Below are 15,182 nucleotides of genomic sequence, written 5' to 3'. Positions count from 1 at the left end.
GCCCTGGCCAGAACACCCGAGGAGAACCGTGGACGAGACCACCGAGCCGGGCACCGAGCAGCTCGACTCGTACGAGGACGCGCCGTCCGAGTACAGCACCGAGACCCCCGAGGCGGCCGGCGAGAGCTTCCTCGGCCAGCCCGTCGCGACCGGCCCCGCCGCCGGCACCGGCCGCCGCAAGCAGGCCATCGCGCGGGTCCGCATCGTCCCCGGCACCGGCCAGTGGAAGGTCAACGGCCGCACCCTGGACCAGTACTTCCCGAACAAGGTCCACCAGCAGATCGTGAACGAGCCGTTCGTGCTGCTGAGCCTGGAGGGCCAGTTCGACGTGCTCGCCCGCGTCAACGGCGGCGGCACCACCGGCCAGGCCGGCGCGCTGCGCCTCGGCATCTCCCGCGCGCTGCAGTTCGCGAACATCGAGCACCGCCCGGCGCTGAAGAAGGCCGGCTTCCTCACCCGTGACGCGCGGGTGCCGGAGCGCAAGAAGGCCGGTCTCAAGAAGGCCCGTAAGGCCCCCCAGTACAGCAAGCGTTGATCGACGGTACGAGCCGTCGCACCCGGTCTCTTCGCACCGCCGGCCCGCGTGGCCGGCGCACCGGGTGCGGCGGCTCGTCCTGTTTTCAGGGTCCGTCCGAGTCTTCAGGGCCCCGTCCAAGACCGGCCCTGTCATCGCGGCCGCGTGCGCCCCGGGCGGATGGCAGACTCGGTGCCCACCAGATCTCACCGCGCGGCGCGGCGGGGTGTGCCCCCGTTTCGCGTCAGCGCGGTTTTCGTCCTCTCGGGAGTTGAACTGTGGCTCGTCTGTTCGGGACCGATGGCGTGCGAGGGCTCGCCAACCGCGATCTGACCGCCCCGCTCGTCATGGACCTGTCCATCGCGGCGGCGCGGGTACTGGGCGAGCAGGGCGCCTTCAAAGGCCACCGGCCGCTCGCGGTGGTCGGACGCGACCCGCGGGCCTCCGGTGAGTTCCTCGAGGCGGCCGTCGTGGCGGGCCTGGCGAGTTCCGGGGTGGACGTGCTGCGCCTCGGCGTGCTGCCGACGCCCGCGGTCGCGTACCTGACGCACGCGCTGGACGCCGACCTCGGCGCGATGCTGTCGGCGTCGCACAACCCGGCCCCCGACAACGGCATCAAGTTCTTCGACCGCAGCGGCTACAAGCTGCCGGACGAGCTGGAGGACCGCATCGAGGCGCGGCTCGGCGAGGTGTGGGACCCGCCGACGGGCGCGGGGGTCGGCCGGGTCCGGGACGCGCACGGCGCGGTCGAGCAGTATGTGGCGCACCTGCTGTCGACGCTCCCGGTGTCGCTGGACGGCCTGCGCGTCGTGGTCGACTGCGCGAACGGCGCGTCCTGCGACGTGGCGCCGGAGGCGCTGCGCCGCGCCGGCGCGGAGGTGTTCACGATCGGGACGGCGCCGGACGGCCTCAACATCAACTCCGGCTGCGGCTCCACGCACCTGGAGGCGCTGCGCCAGGCCGTCAGGGAGCACGGCGCCGACGTGGGCATCGCGAACGACGGCGACGCCGACCGCTGCCTGGCGGTGACGGCGTCCGGCGAGGTCGTGGACGGCGACCAGATCATGGCGATCCTGGCGCTGGACCTGCGGGAGGCGGGCGCGCTGGCCGCCGACACCGTGGTCGCGACCGTGATGTCGAACCTCGGGTTCAAGCTCGCGATGCGCGAGGCCGGCATCACCGTGGTGGAGACCGCGGTCGGCGACCGGTACGTGCTGGAGGCGATGAAGGAGGGCGGCTTCGGCTTCGGCGGCGAGCAGTCCGGCCACGTGATCATGCTGGATCACGCCACGACCGGCGACGGCGTCCTGACCGGCCTGCACCTGCTCGCCGCGATGGTCCGCCGGGGCCGTCCGCTGGACGAGCTGACGAAGGTGATGACGCGGCTGCCGCAGGTGCTGGTCAACGTCAAGGACGTCGACAAGTCCCAGGCGAAGACGTCGCCGGAGCTGGCCGCGGCCGTCGCCGCCGCCGAAGCGGACCTCGGCGACACGGGACGGGTGTTGATCAGGCCCAGCGGCACCGAGCCGATGGTCCGCGTGATGGTCGAGGCGGCGTCGCAGGAGCAGGCGCAGTCGGTCGCCGAACATCTCGCCGGCGTCGTCCGCAAAGCCTTGGGCTAGTGGCAGGTCCGGCGTTCGCCGGTCTCAGGGCGGGGTCGCGGGGCTCAGCAGCGTCCGAGGAAGTCTTGGAGGGCGTTGTGGTCGGCGCGGGTCACGGGCAGTGAGTACTTCTCGGCGACGGTGATGTACTTGATCGCATAGGTGCACTGGAAGCTCTTCTGCGGCTTCCATTCGCCGGGCCCGGAGTCGCTTTTCTGCCGGTTGGGCACGCCCCACACGGCGAGGAGGTTGGCGTGGTCGTTGGCGAACTTCTCCCGCCGGTCCTCGCTCCAGCGTGAGGCGCCCATCCGCCAGGCGAGCGCGAGCGGGTAGACGTGGTCGATCTGGACCTCGGCGGCGTCCTTCTTGGCGAAGGTGATGGCCTTGCCCGTGTAGGGGTCGCGGAGGCGGCCGGTCATGACGACGCAGTCGCCTCGCTTGCCGACGTCCGCCAGGTCGCGGGCGAGGACGTCGTTGCGCTGGTCGCAGCCGTTGCGGTCGATGTCCTTCCAGCGCGTCCCGAACTTCTCGCGCTCGTAGCCGTCACCGTCGCCCTCGGACGCGATCCGCAGCCCGGAGAGGCCGGCGCGGGCGCGGGCCTCGTCGCCGGACGTGGGCCCGCCACCGTCCGAAGACACGGTACCGCCCGAGGGCGGGGAGCCGCTCTCCGAGAGACCGACGCTGGCGTCGCAGCCCGCCGCCAGGGGGACGGCGAGCACGAGGCCGGCCACAGCCGTCCGCACAGCCGTACGCGCCATGCCCACACCACCCGGTATGTATCGATATCTACACAGATAACCGATCAAACCGCATGGCTCGTGTTGTGGCCACGTCCCCCGCCGGTTACGGCACGATGTCCTTCGTGCTGCATCTCAGAGCGATCGTCCCGGCGGACCGCACCGACGCGGTCTACGAGGCCCTGGCGGAGTGTTCCGGCGCCACCAACCTCGTCGTGGTCGCCGGCGCGGCGCGCTCCCCGAGCGGCGACCTCGTGACCAGCGACGTCGCCCGCGAGTCCGCCAACGAGGTGCTGGACGCGCTGCGGACGCTGAACATCGACCGGGACGGCTCCATCTCCCTCGACAAGGTCGACCTGACCCTGTCGGAGTACGCCGAGCAGGCCATGGACCGGGCGCCCGGCCACGGAGACGACGCCGTCGTGTGGGAGGAACTCGACCGGCAGGTCACCGAGGGGACGGCCCTGACCTGGTCGTTCGTCGCGTTCCTCGCGCTGGCCACGCAGCTGGCCGGGATCGCGGCGCTGATCGACTCGCCGGTCCTGGTGGTCGGCGCGATGGTGCTCGGGCCGGAGTTCGGCGCCGTCGCGGCGATCTGCTACGGACTCGTCCGGATGCGGCCGCGGCACATCACCGCGGCGGTGCGCGCCCTGGTGGCCGGGTTCACCGTCGCCATAGCGATCACCTACGTGTGCGCGCTCGTCAGCCGCTGGACGGGCGTCATCGAGCTGGACCGGCTGCCCGACCAGCGTCCCCTCACCGCGTTCATTTACAGCCCGGACCGCTGGTCCTTCATCGTCGCGCTGCTCGCCGGCGCCGCCGGGGTGCTGTCGCTCACCGCGGGCAAGTCGTCGGCGCTGGTGGGGGTGTTCATCTCCGTCACCACCGTGCCCGCCGCCGGCAACCTCGCGGTCGCGATGGCGCTCCGGCACGGCAGTGAGATCACCGGCTCGCTGCTCCAGCTCGCCGTCAACTTCGCCGGAATGATCATCGCGGGGACGCTCACCCTCCTCGTCCAGCGGGCGCTGTGGGGCGCCGCCCTGCGCCACGACGGCCGGTCCTGGTGGTCGGCCGGGCTCGTCGGCCGCGCGGGTAGAACCAGGGGGCGAACTTAGGTCGATCCGGCGGCGGACCAAAGGCCCCCCTGTATCGCCCTTTAGGTTGACGTGCCGCGTCCCGCCAGCCGCTAGGTTCGTAACCATGCCGATCATCGCCACGCAGGGCCTGACGATGAGGTTCCCCCGGGTGACCGCCCTGGACGACCTCTCCGTGGCCGTCGAGCCGGGCGTCGTCGGGCTGGTCGGCGCCAACGGCGCCGGCAAGTCGACCCTCATCAAGATCCTGCTCGGGCTGCTGCCGCCGACGTCGGGGACCGCGAGCGTCCTCGGCCTCGACATCGCGCGCGAGGGCCTGCGGATCCGGGAGAGCGTCGGGTTCATGCCCGAGTACGAGTGCCTGCCCCCGGACGTGTCCGCGACCGAGTTCGTCGTGCACATGGCCCGGATGTGCGGGCTGCCCCCGACCGCGGCCCGCGAACGCGCCGCCGACACGCTCCGGCACGTCGGCCTGTACGAGGAGCGCTACCGTCCCATCGGCGGGTACTCCACCGGAATGCGCCAGCGGGTGAAGCTCGCGCAGGCCCTCGTCCACGACCCGAAGCTCGTGTTCCTGGACGAGCCGACCAACGGCCTCGACCCCGCCGGACGCGACGAGATGCTCGACCTGATCCGCCGCATCGGCGCCGAGTTCGGGATCAGCGTCCTCGTCACGTCCCACCTGCTGGGCGAGCTGGAACGGGTCTGCGACCACGTCGTCATCATCGACGGCGGGAAGCTGCTGCGCTCCCAGGCCGTCGAGGCGTACACGGCCGCCAGCGGCTTCCTCACCGTCGAGGTGGACGAGGGACGCGACACGCTCGGGCAGCACCTCTACGACCAAGGCGTGTCCGTCCATCCGGAGGGCCGGTTCCTCGTCGTCGACATCGCCGGTGAGACGACCTACGACCTGGTCCGCGACGGTGTCGCCGAGCTGGGGCTGCGGCTGATCCGGATGGAGCAGCGCCGCCACCACATCGAAGAGGTCTTCCAGGCGGAGCCTCCGGGAGCGCAGGCGGCCGGAACCGTCCCGCAGGAGGCGTCCCGATGAGCACGAGCACGATCCACGACATCGGCTACCGCCACTACGAGGGCCGCCGCAACGGCCGCGCCTACGTGCTGCGGTCCCTGTACGTCCACAACCTGCGCGCCGCCTTCGGCCTCGGCCGCCCCGCACGCGCCAAGATCATGCCGTTTCTCGTCGCGGGCCTGATGATGCTGCCCGCCGCCGGGTCGGTCGCCGCGTTCGCCTTCACCAAGGAGGACGATGCGCTGATCCCGTACTCCGCGTACGCCAACGTCATGCAGGTCATCGTGGCGATCTTCCTGGCCACGCAGGCGCCGGTGCTGGCCTCGCGGGAGGTGCGCTTCCACGTCATCCCGCTGTACTTCTCGCGGCCCGTCGGCCACCTCGACTTCGTCCTGGCGAAGGGCGCCGCGATGGCGACCGCGCTGTTCGCGCTGATGGCGGCGCCCGTCACCCTCCTTTACGTCGGCGGCCTCGTCGCCAAGGCGCCCGACTCGGGGCAGCAGCTCCTGGAGTACCTGGGCGCCCTGGTCGGCTGCGTGCTGTACGCGCTCGTCCTGTCGGCGATCGGGATGGTGGTCGCGGCGTTCACCCCGCGGCGCGGCTTCGGCGTCGCCGCGGTCATCGCCGTCTACATGCTCAGCACCGCGTTCGTCGGCATCATCCAGGGGATCGCCGAGGCGCGGACGAACTTCACCCTCCAGGGCTGGATCGGGCTGGCCGCCCCGTTCAACCTCGTGGACATCGTCCAGGTCAGGCTGCTCGGCGCCGAGTCGTCCTCGCCCGGCATCGCGCCCGGCGTCACCGGCGGCATCGTCGCGCTGGCGCTGTGCGCCGTCATCGTCGTCGGCTCGATCGCGGTCCTGTACCGCCGTTTCCGGAAGGCGGGCCTCTCATGAACGAGCGAAGCGAACCGGGGGGCGTGGGGGGTCGTCCCCCCACAGGGCATCCGATGGAGCGAAGCGAACCGGGGGGTGTGGGGGGTCGTCCCCCCACAGGCGAACCGAACGAGCGAAGCGAACCGGGGGGTGTGGCGCGGCGTCCGAGTGAGCTGGTTCTGGAGAACGTGTCTCGCTGGTACGGCAACGTCGTCGCCGTCAACGGCGTCTCGATGAAGGTCGGGCCGGGTGTCACCGGGCTCCTCGGCCCGAACGGCGCGGGCAAGTCGACGCTCATCCACATGATGGGCGGGTTCCTCGCGGCGTCGTCCGGCACCGTCACGCTGGACGGGGCGCCGATCTGGCAGAACCCCGGCGTCTACCGCAGCCTGGGCCTCGTCCCGGAGCGGGAGGCCGCCTACGACTTCCTCACCGGCGAGCAGTTCATCCTCGCGATGGCGAAGCTGCACAAGCTGCCCGACCCGTCCGCCGCCGCCCGCCGCGCGATCGGCCTGGTGGAGATGGACTACGCCGCCGGACGCCAGATCGGCAACTACTCCAAGGGCATGAAGCAGCGCATCAAGATGGCGTCCGCCCTGGTGCACGACCCGCCCGTCCTCCTGCTGGACGAGCCGTTCAACGGCATGGACCCGCGGCAGCGGCTCCAGCTGATGGACCTCATCCGCCGGATGGCCGACGAGGGCCGCACCATCCTGTTCTCCTCCCACATCCTGGAGGAGGTGGAGCGGCTCGCCAGCCACATCGAGGTGATCGTCGCCGGCCGGCACGCCGCGTCCGGCGACTTCCGCAAGATCCGCCGGCTGATGACCGACCGGCCGCACATCTTCCTCGTCCGCTCGTCCGACGACCGTCGGCTCGCCGCCGCCATCATCGCGGACGGCTCGGCCCGCAGCGTGCAGCTCACCGACAAGGGCCTGCAGATCGAGGCCGTCGACTTCCAGCGTTTCACCTGGCTGCTCCCGCAGGTCTCCCGCGACGCGGACGTGCGCCTCTGGGAGGTCTCCCCGGCGGACGAGTCCCTCGAAAGCGTCTTCTCCTACCTGGTGGCACGATGAACCCGACCATCGCGATGATCACGTTCCGGGCGATGCTCGGCCGCAAGCGGGCGCTGCTCCTGCTGGGCCTGCCGGTGCTCCTGCTGGTCCTGTCGGTCATCCTGCGCGCGACCGGCAACAACGACCTGGACCTCTCGGCGCACGTCCTGCAGAACTTCGGGCTCGCGACCCTGCTGCCCCTGCTCGCGCTGATCGCCGGGACGGGCGTGATCGGGCCGGAGATCGACGACGGCCAGATCATGTACGTGCTGACGAAGCCGATCCCGCGCGAGGTGGTCGTGCTGACCAAGCTGGTCGTCGCGATCGTCCTGGTGACGGTGTTCGCGGTCGTCCCGACGCTGCTGGCGGGTCTCGTCCTGATCGGCACGACCGCGCAGGTGACGCCCGCTTTCGCGATCGGGGTCCTGGCCGGCGGCGTCACCTACAGCGCGGTGTTCGTCGCCCTCGGCGTCATGAGCCGCAACGCCGTCACGATCGGGCTGCTGTACGCGCTGGTCTGGGAGACCCTCCTCGGCAGCTTCGCGCCGGGCGCCAAGTCGGCGTCCGTCCAGCAGTGGTCCTTGTCGCTCACCGACGCCCTCACCGACGCGTCGCCGGTGACGTCGACGGTCGGCCTGCCCCTGGCCGTCACGCTGCTGGCCCTGGTCGCCGTCGCCGCGACGCTCCTGGCCACCTTCCGCCTCCGCACCCTCCCCGTCGCCAGCGCCGACTGACGCCGGCGCGGGCGCGGGAGGTCATGCGGTCGGGGCCGTCGTCTCCTTGCGGAGTTCGGGGAGCACCTCGTGGGCGAGCCGCTCGGCCTGCTCGCCGGGCCCGGGACCGGTGGGCATGAAGTTGAACGTGGTGAAGCCCATGGCGGCGAAGCCGAGGAGCTTTTCGACGACGGCGTCGGGTGGGCCGCTCACCGTGCCGGGCTCGTCGCCGGCGTGCTCGCCGACGCGGACGCCGACGTTGTAGGCGCAGGTGATGTCGGCGGGGTCCCGGCCGGCGGCTTCGGCGGCGGCCAGGACGCGCTCTCGCATGGCCCCGGCCTTGTCGGGCGGGGCGAAGCCGAGGGACGGGATCCACCCGTCGGCCAGCCGCCCGGTGAGGTCGAGCGCCCTCGGCCCGAAGGTGCCGAGCCAGATCGGGATGCGGCGCCCGGGTTTGGGCTCCAGGTCGGCCGCGTCGGTGTGGTGCAGCCGGCCCCGGAAGGTGAAGGCCGGTTCGGACCACAGGCCGCGGGTGATGCGGACGGCCTCCTCAAGACCGTCGATCTTGTCCCGCGGGGTGGGGACGCGCATGCCGAAGGCGCGGAACTCGTCGTCGGAGTATCCGCCGCCGAGCCCGAGCACCAGCCGCCCGCCGGACAGCCGGTCGAGCGTCTCGGCCATCTTCGCGACCATGGCGGGGTTGCGGTAGGGGACGCCCAGGACGCGGGTGGCCACGCCGATCCTGGACGTCGCCGCGGCGATCCACGCCAGCATCGTCCAGGTCTCCATGGTCGGGTGCGCGGTGCAGGGGTGATCCGAGGCGGACACGAAGTCGAAGCCGAGTTCCTCGGCTTTGCGGGCGTCGGCGGCCGGGTCGGCGCCGGGGGCGGCCGAGGTGGAGATGTTCAGGCCGTAGCGCATGGTCGTACCTCCAGTTTGGCGATGAAGAACTGGGCGAGGGGTCCGATGCTCACCGCGTAGAGGACGGTCCCGATTCCGACGGTGCCGCCGAGCAGCCAGCCGAGCACCAGGACGGTGGCCTCGATCGCGGTGCGCATGACCCGGATCGAGTGGCCGCGTGCGGCGAGGCCGGTCATGAGCCCGTCCCGCGGCCCGGGACCGAGGCCCGCGCCGATGTACAGGCCCGTCGCCGCGCCGTTGCCGACGATGGCGGTCAGGAGGAACGCGACCCGCCAGCCGAGGTGATGCGGTTCGGCGACGACCGTCAGCGTCGCGTCGACGGCGAGACCCACGACGATCACGTTGCTGACCGTCCCGAGTCCGGGCCGCTGGCGCAGCGGGAACCACAGCAGCAGCACCAGGACGGCGGTGAGGTTGACGATCCAGCCGAGCGGCAGGCCGGTCCGTCCGGCGAGGCCCTGGTGGAGGACGTCCCACGGGTCGAGTCCCAGTCCGGCGCGGACCATCAGCCCGATGCTGACGCCGAAGAGGACGAGCCCGGCGTACAGGCCGCCCAGCCGCCGCCATTTATTTGACATGTCAAGAAAAATACGGAGGCGGTACATGACATGTCAAAATAAGATGGCGCCATGGACGAACCGCGCTGGCTCACCCCCGCCGAAGACCGCGCCTGGCGCGGCTACCGGCGCCTGTCCCTGCTGCTCGACCGGCAGCTCGCCGGCGATCTGGCGGCCGACTCGGGCCTGTCGGAGGCCGACTACGACGTGCTGTCGAACCTCTCCGAGACGCCCGGCGCCCGGATGCGGCTGACCGACCTCGCCGCGCACATGCGCTGGTCGCCGAGCCGCCTGTCGCACCATGTGACCCGGATGCAGCGGCGCGGGCTGGTCGCCCGCGACACCAGTCCCGCCGACGGCCGTGCCGCGGTCGTGGTCCTCACCGGCGAGGGCCGCCGGACGATCGAGGAGGCCGCACCTCGTCACGTCGCGTCCGTGCGGCGCCACCTCATCGACCTGCTGACCCCCGAGCAGGTGGACGCCCTCGCCGCCATGACCGACACGGTCGTCGCCCACCTCGTCGACGTGGAATCACAGCGATCGGGCCCGGTCTCATGACCGGAATCTGTGTCGATCCACGGACGCGGCCGGGGCGCTCCGGGTTCGGGGGGACTGTGCAGGTCTGCCATATGCCTGGGGTGTGACGCGTGTTACAACGGCCGTGGAAGGTCTTTGATCGTCCACCAGGGAGAGTGTGCTCATGTCGGTCTCGCGCCGCCAGGTCCTGGCCGGGACGGGTGCGGTGGGGGCGGGGATCGCCTTCGCCGGCGCCGTCGAGGAACTGTTCGCCGGAGACGCGTCCGCCGCGCCGATCGGCGGCCGTGGGGGGTACGGGCCGCTGGTGCCCGACCCGGAGGGTGTGCTCGACCTGCCGCGCGGGTTCCGGTACACCGTCCTGTCCCGTGAGGGGGAGCCGCTGCGCTCCGGGGAGGGGACGGTGCCGAGCAACTTCGACGGCATGGCCGCCTTCCCCGCGAAGGGACGCACCTGGCTCGTCCGCAACCACGAGAACCGCCCGGACGCCGAGCACCGGGTGCCGCCGGTCGAGGGCGTCACCTACGACCCGGGGGCCCTCGGCGGCTGCACCGCGCTGGAGGTCGGCCACGGCGGCCGGGTGCACGCCGAACGGGTCGCGATCGCGGGGACGGCGGTGAACTGCGCGGGCGGCCCGACCCCGTGGCACACCTGGCTGACCTGCGAGGAGAACGAGGACAAGGCGGGCACCGGGGACTACACCAAGGACCACGGGTTCATCTTCGAGGTCGACCCGTACCGGCAGGGGCGCACCGTCCCCGAGCCGCTGACCGCGATGGGGCGGTTCCAGCACGAGGCGATCGCCGTCGACCCGCGCGACGGGACCGTGTACGAGACCGAGGACGCGTTCGACAGCCCCTTCGGGCTGTTCTACCGGTTCCGGCCGAGGAGGCCGCGCGGCGGGTTCGGGAGCCTGCGGGCCGGCGGGCGGCTTGAGGCGATGCGCGTCCCCGACGTCCCGGACCTGTCGGTGGTGCAGGAGCCCGGCACCGTGCTCCACGGCGTGGGATGGGAGCCGGTGCCTGATCCGCTGGCGAAGGAGACGCCGATCCGGCTCCAGGACTTCGGCCGCGGCGGCGTCACGCACGCGCAGAAGCTGGAGGGCTGCTACTGGGGCGGCGACCGCGTCTACTTCGTGACGAGCTACGCGCGTAAGGGCGAGGGGTCGGGCGCCGATCACTTCGGGCAGGTGTGGTCGTACGAGCCGCGAGGCCGGCGGCTGACCCTCGTGATCGCGTTCGGTCCGGACACCGACGTGCAGATGCCGGGCGAGTCGCCCGACAACATCTGCCTGGCGCCGCAGGGCGGGCTGATGGTGTGCGAGGACGGCGGCGGCGCGCAGCACGTGTACGGGGTGACCCGCCGCCGCGAGGTGTACGCCCTGGCCCGGAACCGGCAGAACACCGGCACGGAGGCCGAGCCCGAGTGGGGCGAGTTCGCGGGCGTCACGTTCCGCCGGGGCGGCCGGACGATGTTCGTGAACGTCTACGACCCGGGCACCACGTTCGCGATCACCGGCCCCTGGGGCCGCCGCTGACCTCGTCCACCCGCGGCGCCCGTGATGTCCGGGCCGCGCGGCGGCTCGGCGGACTCAGATGCGCCGCAGGCGGACGCGCTGGACGCAGTGTTCCTTATCCTTGTGCAGGACGAGGGTGGCGCGGGCGCGGGTCGGCAGGATGTTGGAGACGAGGTTGATCTCGTTGACGTCCCGCCAGACGCGCTGGGCGAACGCGGCGGTCTCGTCCTCGTCCAGTTCGTGCGCGTACTTGTGGAAGTACGAGCGCGGGTCGGTGAACGCGGTGCGGCGCAGGGCGAACAGCCGGTCGATGTACCACTGCCGGATGTCCTCGACCCGGGCATCCACATAGATGGAGAAGTCGAAGAAATCCGACACGCCCAGGGTGCCGACGGGGGCCGCCTGCAGGACGTTCAGCCCCTCGACGATCAGGATGTCGGGCCGCCGGACGGTCTGCGTCGCGCCCGGGACGATGTCGTACTCCAGATGCGAGTACACCGGGATCGCGTGCTCGTCGGCGCCCGACTTGATGGCGGAGACGAACCGGACGAGGGACCGGCGGTCGTAGGACTCGGGGAAGCCCTTGCGGTCCAGGATCCCGCGCTCGGAGAGGATCGCGTTCGGGTAAAGGAAACTGTCGGTGGTGACCAGCTCCACGGTCGGATGCTCGGGCCAGCGGGCCAGGAGCGTGCGCAGCAGCCGGGACGTGGTGGACTTGCCGACCGCGACGCTGCCCGCGACCCCGATGATGAACGGGGTGGGCTGCACCTCGCCGCCGAGGAAGCCGCTGACGGTGTCGCGCAGGCGCCCGTCCGACAGGAAGAACAGGTTGAGCAGCCGGGACAGCGGCAGGTAGACCTCCTCGACCTCGGTGATGTCGATCGGGTCCTTGAGACCGCGCAGCGCCTCCAGCTCACCGGGCGTGAGCGGCAGCGGCGTGTTCTCGCGCAGGCCGCGCCAGGCTTCACGGGGGAGTTCCACGTAGGGGCTCGGCACGGTGTCCCATCCGCTCGTCATGGCTGAAACAGTAACCGGGCGCTTCTCCCGGTCACCGGGTTTTCACGGATAGCCCACGCTAACGCCACCCCTCCCCCTCCCATGCGGGTAGGTCCTGGCGAAGACACCGAATAGAGTTGCCGCCATGTGCGGAATCGTGGGGTACGTAGGCGGCCGGCCGGCGCTCGACGTGGTCGTGGAGGGGCTGGCGCGGCTCGAATACCGCGGCTACGACTCGGCCGGGGTGGCCGTGCTGGCCGACGGGAAGCTGGCGACGGCCAAGCGCGCGGGCAAGCTCGTGAACCTCCGGGGCGCCCTGGAGGAGGAGCCGCCGCCCGCGGGGACGCTCGGCATGGGGCACACGCGGTGGGCGACGCACGGCGCGCCGAACGATCGGAACGCGCACCCGCACGTCGACTGCACCGGCTCCGTCGCGGTGATCCACAACGGGATCATCGAGAACTTCGCCGAGCTGCGGGCGGAGCTGGAGGAGGCCGGGCACGGACTCGGCTCCGACACCGACACCGAGGCGGTCGCGCACCTGCTGGAGGACGAGCTGAAGGCGGGCGGCGACCTCGCGGAGGCGATGCGCCGCGTCTGCCGCCGGCTGGACGGCGCGTTCACGCTCGTCGCGGTGCACACCGGCGACCCCGACCTCGTGGTGGGCGCGCGCCGGAACTCGCCGCTGGTCGTCGGGGTCGGCGACGGCGAGAACTTCCTCGCCAGCGACGTCGCGGCGTTCATCGCGCACACCCGGGACGCGATCGAGCTGGGCCAGGACCAGGTCGTCGAGCTGCGCGCGGGCGGGGTCACCGTCACCGACTTCGACGGGCGACCCGCCGAGGTGAAGGAGTACCACGTCGACTGGGACGTGTCGGCCGCGGAAAAGGGCGGCTACGACTACTTCATGCTGAAGGAGATCGCCGAGCAGCCGCGGGCCGTCGCGGACACGCTGCTCGGCCGGATCGGCACCGACGGCCGGCTCCACCTGGACGAGATGCGCATCCCCGACCGGGAGCTGCGCGAGGTCGACAAGATCATCATTGTGGCGTGCGGGACGTCCTACCACGCCGGGCTCATCGCCAAGTACGCGATCGAGCACTGGGCGGGGCTGCCCTGCGAGGTGGAGCTCGCCAGCGAGTTCCGCTACCGCGACCCGATCCTGTCGCCGACGACGCTGGTCATCGCGATCTCCCAGTCGGGGGAGACGATGGACGCGCTGATGGCCGTCCGGCACGCCCGGGAGCAGAAGGCCAAGCTCCTCGGCATCTGCAACGTCAACGGCTCGACGCTGCCGCGCGAGTGCGACGGCGTCCTGTACACGCACGCCGGGCCGGAGATCGCGGTCGCGTCCACGAAGGCGTTCCTCACCCAGCTCGTCGCCGTCTACCTCATCGCGCTGTACATCGCGCAGGTGCGCGGTACCAAGTGGGGGGACGAGGTGTTCGCCATGGTGCAGCTCCTTGAGCGGATGCCGGAGAAGGTGGAGAAGGTCCTGGAGACGATGGAGCCGGTCCGCGAGCTGGCCCGGTCGCTGTCGGACGAGCACTGCGTGCTGTTCCTCGGCCGGCACGTGGGCTTCCCCGTCGCCCTCGAAGGCGCGCTGAAGCTGAAGGAGCTGGCGTACATGCACGCCGAGGGCTTCGCCGCCGGGGAGCTGAAGCACGGCCCGATCGCGCTCATCGAGGAGGGCCTGCCGGTCGTGGTCGTCGTGCCGCCGCGGGCGCGGGAGGTCCTGCACGACAAGATCGTGTCGAACATCCAGGAGATCCGGGCCCGGGGCGCCCGCACCATCGTGATCGCTGAGGACGGGGACGAGTCGGTCAAGCCGTACGCCGACACGCTGATCAGCGTGCCCGCCGTCCCGACGCTGCTCCAGCCGCTGGTCACGACCGTCCCGCTGCAGGTGTTCGCGTGCGAACTGGCCACCGCGAAGGGCCACGACGTCGACCAGCCCCGCAACCTCGCCAAGTCCGTGACGGTCGAGTAACCACCTGCTTCGCCTGCGTCATCCGGGTTCGCCCCGGAACCTCCCGGCGGTGGGGCGCGTCCCAGGAAAATCGGGACCGGCCCGTGTCGGGAGGTGACGGGTGTCAGGACACGGCGACCTCGGGATCGAGGCGCACGGGGTGGCGCGGAGCTTCGGGCCCGCGCAGGCTCTGCGCGGCCTCGACATCACCGTCCCGTACGGGCAGGTCACGGCGCTGGTCGGGCCGAACGGCGCGGGCAAGACTACCCTTCTGCTCATCCTGGCGACGCTGCTGGCGCCCGACATGGGCACGGTGCGGATCGCGGGCCATGACGCGCTCACCGAGCCGGGCAGGGCCCGCGACGCGCTCGGCTGGATGCCGGACACGTTCGGCGTGTACGACCAGCTCACCGTGGACGAGTACCTGGCGTTCTTCGCCGACGCCTACGGGCTGCCGAAGGCGGAGCGTCCCCGGCGGCTCAGGGCGCTGCTCAGCCTCGTCCACCTGGACGACCGCCTCGGGCAGCCCGTCCACGCCCTGTCGCGCGGGCAGAAGCAGCGGCTCGGACTGGCCCGCGCCCTCGTCCACCATCCCCGCGTCCTGCTGCTGGACGAGCTTGCGTCCGGGCTCGACCCGCGCTCGCGCATCGAGTTGCGCGACCTGCTGCGGTCCCTCGCGGCGGACGGGGTCGCGGTGCTGGTGTCGAGCCACATCCTCAGCGAGCTGGAGGAGATCGCCGACCGTGTCGTCCTGGTCGACCATGGTGTGACGGTCGGCGACCACGCAATGGCGGACATCACCGGCGCGGCGGCCCGCGTCCGGTGGCGGATCCGCTCCCTCGACCCGGGCCTGCTCGCCGAGGCCCTGACCCGGGCGCTCGACGGGCGGACGGGCCTGGAACCCGTCAGCGACCTGCCGGGCGGCGCCGAGGCCGGCCCGTTCACCGAGGCCGAGGCGGCCGGGCTGCTGGCCGAACTCGTCGCCGCGGACGTGCCCGTCACCGGTCTCGCCCCCGCGGGCAGCGCCCTCGAATCGGCCTACCTGGCGATGACCGACACCCGGAGGTGAA

The 15,182-nt window shown here is 71.7% G+C and carries 15 protein-coding genes; 11 read left to right on the top strand and 4 right to left on the bottom strand.

The window, feature by feature from the left end; genetic code table 11:
- Positions 1–28 precede the first annotated feature (28 nt).
- Together rpsI and glmM are read left to right on the top strand one after the other, a co-directional pair.
- Entirely contained in the window at positions 29–535 is a 507-nt protein-coding gene (rpsI, locus tag AB0C35_RS00320; RefSeq protein WP_358448829.1) for a 30S ribosomal protein S9, read from the top strand.
- A gap of 257 nt (positions 536–792) precedes the next feature.
- Positions 793–2,136: a phosphoglucosamine mutase gene (gene glmM / locus AB0C35_RS00315; RefSeq protein ID WP_358448827.1), complete on the top strand. Its 1,344-nt coding sequence runs from the start codon at positions 793–795 to the stop codon at positions 2,134–2,136.
- Positions 2,137–2,180: 44 nt separating this feature from the next.
- On the opposite strand, the gene AB0C35_RS00310 is transcribed toward glmM, so the two are convergent.
- Positions 2,181–2,873: an HNH endonuclease family protein gene (locus tag AB0C35_RS00310; RefSeq protein WP_358448825.1), complete on the bottom strand. Its 693-nt coding sequence runs from the start codon at positions 2,871–2,873 to the stop codon at positions 2,181–2,183.
- Positions 2,874–2,977: 104 nt separating this feature from the next.
- On the opposite strand from AB0C35_RS00310, the gene AB0C35_RS00305 reads away from it, so the two are divergent.
- The 5 genes from AB0C35_RS00305 (at position 2,978) to AB0C35_RS00285 (ending at position 7,640) form a co-directional block, all read left to right on the top strand.
- Entirely contained in the window at positions 2,978–3,967 is a 990-nt protein-coding gene (locus tag AB0C35_RS00305; RefSeq protein WP_358448823.1) for a DUF389 domain-containing protein, read from the top strand.
- Positions 3,968–4,052: 85 nt separating this feature from the next.
- A complete protein-coding gene (locus AB0C35_RS00300; protein WP_358448821.1) occupies positions 4,053–4,997 on the top strand; it encodes an ABC transporter ATP-binding protein in 945 nt (314 codons plus the stop codon).
- On the top strand, positions 4,994–5,872 hold the full coding sequence (locus AB0C35_RS00295; RefSeq protein ID WP_358448819.1) for an ABC transporter permease: 879 nt from the start codon (positions 4,994–4,996) through the stop codon (positions 5,870–5,872). Before AB0C35_RS00300 ends, AB0C35_RS00295 begins: the two co-directional genes overlap by 4 nt.
- 131 nt (positions 5,873–6,003) lie before the next feature.
- The gene (locus AB0C35_RS00290; protein ID WP_358448817.1) at positions 6,004–6,927 is read left to right on the top strand and encodes an ABC transporter ATP-binding protein; all 924 of its coding nucleotides are present in this window, start codon (positions 6,004–6,006) and stop codon (positions 6,925–6,927) included.
- A complete protein-coding gene (locus AB0C35_RS00285) occupies positions 6,924–7,640 on the top strand; it encodes an ABC transporter permease (protein WP_358448815.1) in 717 nt (238 codons plus the stop codon). The genes AB0C35_RS00290 and AB0C35_RS00285 overlap by 4 nt, the downstream gene beginning before the upstream one ends.
- A gap of 21 nt (positions 7,641–7,661) precedes the next feature.
- On the opposite strand, the gene AB0C35_RS00280 is transcribed toward AB0C35_RS00285, so the two are convergent.
- Together AB0C35_RS00280 and AB0C35_RS00275 are read right to left on the bottom strand one after the other, a co-directional pair.
- Complete coding sequence (locus AB0C35_RS00280; RefSeq protein ID WP_358448813.1) at positions 7,662–8,540, bottom strand: LLM class flavin-dependent oxidoreductase; 879 nt, start codon at positions 8,538–8,540, stop codon at positions 7,662–7,664.
- Positions 8,525–9,118: a hypothetical protein gene (locus AB0C35_RS00275; protein WP_358448811.1), complete on the bottom strand. Its 594-nt coding sequence runs from the start codon at positions 9,116–9,118 to the stop codon at positions 8,525–8,527. Before AB0C35_RS00275 ends, AB0C35_RS00280 begins: the two co-directional genes overlap by 16 nt.
- A gap of 51 nt (positions 9,119–9,169) precedes the next feature.
- Here AB0C35_RS00275 and AB0C35_RS00270 point away from each other — a divergent pair, with 51 nt between their 5' ends.
- The gene (locus AB0C35_RS00270) at positions 9,170–9,655 is read left to right on the top strand and encodes a MarR family winged helix-turn-helix transcriptional regulator (protein ID WP_358448809.1); all 486 of its coding nucleotides are present in this window, start codon (positions 9,170–9,172) and stop codon (positions 9,653–9,655) included.
- 142 nt (positions 9,656–9,797) lie between these two features.
- Complete coding sequence (locus tag AB0C35_RS00265; RefSeq protein WP_358448807.1) at positions 9,798–11,168, top strand: alkaline phosphatase PhoX; 1,371 nt, start codon at positions 9,798–9,800, stop codon at positions 11,166–11,168.
- 54 nt (positions 11,169–11,222) lie between these two features.
- Here the strand turns inward: AB0C35_RS00265 and coaA are convergent, their stop codons facing one another.
- Positions 11,223–12,164, bottom strand: coding sequence for a type I pantothenate kinase (gene coaA / locus AB0C35_RS00260; protein ID WP_358448806.1), 942 nt, complete (start codon positions 12,162–12,164; stop codon positions 11,223–11,225).
- 124 nt (positions 12,165–12,288) lie between these two features.
- Between coaA and glmS the strand changes: the two genes are divergently transcribed.
- Positions 12,289–14,133, top strand: coding sequence for a glutamine--fructose-6-phosphate transaminase (isomerizing) (gene glmS, locus AB0C35_RS00255; protein ID WP_358448804.1), 1,845 nt, complete (start codon positions 12,289–12,291; stop codon positions 14,131–14,133).
- A 100-nt stretch (positions 14,134–14,233) separates the two neighbouring features.
- Positions 14,234–15,181: an ABC transporter ATP-binding protein gene (locus AB0C35_RS00250; protein WP_358448802.1), complete on the top strand. Its 948-nt coding sequence runs from the start codon at positions 14,234–14,236 to the stop codon at positions 15,179–15,181.
- Position 15,182: the final 1 nt, after the last annotated feature.

This window comes from Spirillospora sp. NPDC048819, assembly GCF_040650055.1.
Lineage (GTDB): Bacteria > Actinomycetota > Actinomycetes > Streptosporangiales > Streptosporangiaceae > Spirillospora.
Note: the sequence above shows the minus strand (reverse complement) of the source record. Positions and strands in the feature narration are given on the sequence as shown.